General features: G+C 53.5%; 1 protein-coding gene and 1 pseudogene. Both read left to right on the top strand.

What is annotated here, in order from left to right; all coding sequences use genetic code 11:
• Window positions 1-119: 119 nt before the first annotated feature.
• A pseudogene (locus tag IV91_RS15920) lies at window positions 120-1,364 on the top strand (hybrid sensor histidine kinase/response regulator); the annotation flags it as partial.
• A gap of 15 nt (window positions 1,365-1,379) precedes the next feature.
• Window positions 1,380-2,225: a response regulator gene (locus IV91_RS17330; RefSeq protein ID WP_084190068.1), complete on the top strand. Its 846-nt coding sequence runs from the start codon at window positions 1,380-1,382 to the stop codon at window positions 2,223-2,225.
• The last annotated feature ends 70 nt before the right edge of the window (window positions 2,226-2,295 follow it).

Here is a 2,295-nt window from a genome sequence, read left to right as displayed (position 1 = left end):
GAAACCAAAGACTCGCCCTTGAGGGGCTTGCCAGTCAAGTTCTTTGAGGGCGCTCAACCCCCATACCCTCATCTATTTTGCAAAAAACCGCCCAAACCACCCTCAAATAGATTGATCGCGCTCACCGTGATATCACGGAAAGCAAACGTCTCGACCAGGAACTGCAGGAAACGAATGTTGCATTAAAGAACGCCAAGTTTGTGGCAGAAAAAGCCAACCTGGCAAAATCGAACTTCCTTTCCAGTATGAGCCATGAGTTGCGTTCCCCTCTCAATGCAATTCTTGGCTTTGCCCAGTTGATGGACACCGATTCTCCACCGGCAACGCCTTCTCAGAAGGAAAGCATTGACCAGATCCTGCACGCGGGCTGGTATCTGCTGGAGTTGATCAACGAGATCCTCGATCTCGCGGTGATCGAATCCGGAAAGTTGTTGCTGTCGGAGGAGTCGGTGTCACTGGCCGAAGTCATGCTCGAATGCCAGGCCATGATCGGACCGCAGGGGAAAAAACATGGCATCAAACTGACTTTCCCTCAGTTCGACAACTCTTACTTTGTTCGCGCCGACCGAACACGGCTGAAACAGGTCCTCATCAACCTCCTTTCCAACGCGATCAAATACAACCAACCGGAGGGAACGGTCATCGTGGACTGTGCCGCGACCCCAGAGCGCACGCGCATTAGCATCAGGGATACTGGCGCGGGATTACCTCTGGAAAAATTGACTCAACTCTTTCAGCCATTCAATCGCCTTGGACAAGAGAACAGTGCTGAGGAAGGCACAGGCATCGGCCTGGTGATGAGCAAGCGCCTGGTTGAACTGATGGGGGGAGTGATCGGCGTGGAAAGCACCGTCGGGATGGGAAGCGTGTTCTGGTTTGAACTCGCCTCGGATACTGAACCATACCTTTCTATGGAAGGAGAAGATGCCGCAGCGCTGGCCGAACCGCATGTGCTTCGTGGAACCCGGCTACATACCTTGCTCTATGTAGAGGACAACCCGGCGAACCTGAAACTGGTTGAGCAAATCATCGCGCGCTACCCGGATATTCGTCTGATGAGTGCTGTAAATGGAAATAGTGGCATAGAGATTGCTCGCTCATCCCAGCCAAATGTGATCCTGATGGACATTAATCTGCCCGGCATCAATGGATTAGAAGCCCTGAAAATCCTGCATTTGGACCCAACCACGACGCACATCCCCGTCATTGCCATCAGTGCGAATGCAATGCCACTTGATGTCGAGAGAGGGATGAAAGCAGGATTTTTCCGCTATATAACCAAACCAATCCGGGTTAATGAGTTCATGGAAGCGCTGGATCTGGCGCTGGAATTTGCAAGAGAACATTCTGATGATGACACATAAGACGCACCGATTCTCATGATCAGCCCAACCGATATTCTTCATGGCAAAGTCCTGATCGTCGATGATCTGGAAGCCAATACACTTCTGCTCGAGCGGATGCTGCGCGGAGCCGGCTATGTTGCCATTACGTCAACGATGAATCCAGGCGAGGTCTGCGCGCTTCACCTCAAGAACCACTACGACTTGATCCTGCTCGATCTTCAAATGCCTGGCATGGACGGATTCCATGTGATGGAGGAACTCCGGACCATTGAACCCAATGGCTACCTTCCAGTGCTCGTCATTACCGCCCAACCGGATCACAAACTGCGCGCCTTAAAAGCCGGAGCGAAGGATTTCATCAGCAAGCCATTTGACCTTGCCGACGTCCTGGCACGCGTCAATAACATGCTGGAAGTGCGCCTGTTACACATGGAAGCGAAGAACTACAGCAAAACACTGGAACAAAAGATTCAGGAAGTGGAGGCAAGCCGCGCATTGATCCATCGTCAAAGTGACGAGGTCAAGCGCCTCTACGATGAAATCGTGGCGGAGCAAAAGCGGTCAATCGAGTTGAGCCTCCAACCTGGCGCCATGGTGGGTGTCGAAAAGGAGGAGCGCACCGCCACACGCTGGGTCCGGAGCCTGAGGCTCCGTCACCCCTGGCTCCAGATCAACCTGCTCACGGCCTTCGCCGCCGCCGCTGTGGTGGGCCACTTCCAGGAAACCATCAGCCGGTTGCTGATCCTCACCATGTTCCTGCCAGTGCTGGCCGACCAGGCGTGCAACACCGGTAGCCAAGCTTTGGCCATCACCTTACGGGGGATGAGCGCGATCAATCTATTTGAGGGTGGTTTGGGCGGTTTTTTGCAAAATAGATGAGGGTATGGGGGTTGAGCGCCCTCAAAGAACTTGACTGGCAAGCCCCTCAAGGGCGAGTCTTTGGTTTCCC

The sequence above is a fragment of the Ferrovum myxofaciens genome, from assembly GCF_000735045.1.
Taxonomy (GTDB): domain Bacteria; phylum Pseudomonadota; class Gammaproteobacteria; order Burkholderiales; family Ferrovaceae; genus Ferrovum; species Ferrovum myxofaciens.
The sequence above is the reverse complement of the archived record's forward strand: the minus strand, read 5'-3'. Positions and strand labels throughout refer to the sequence as shown.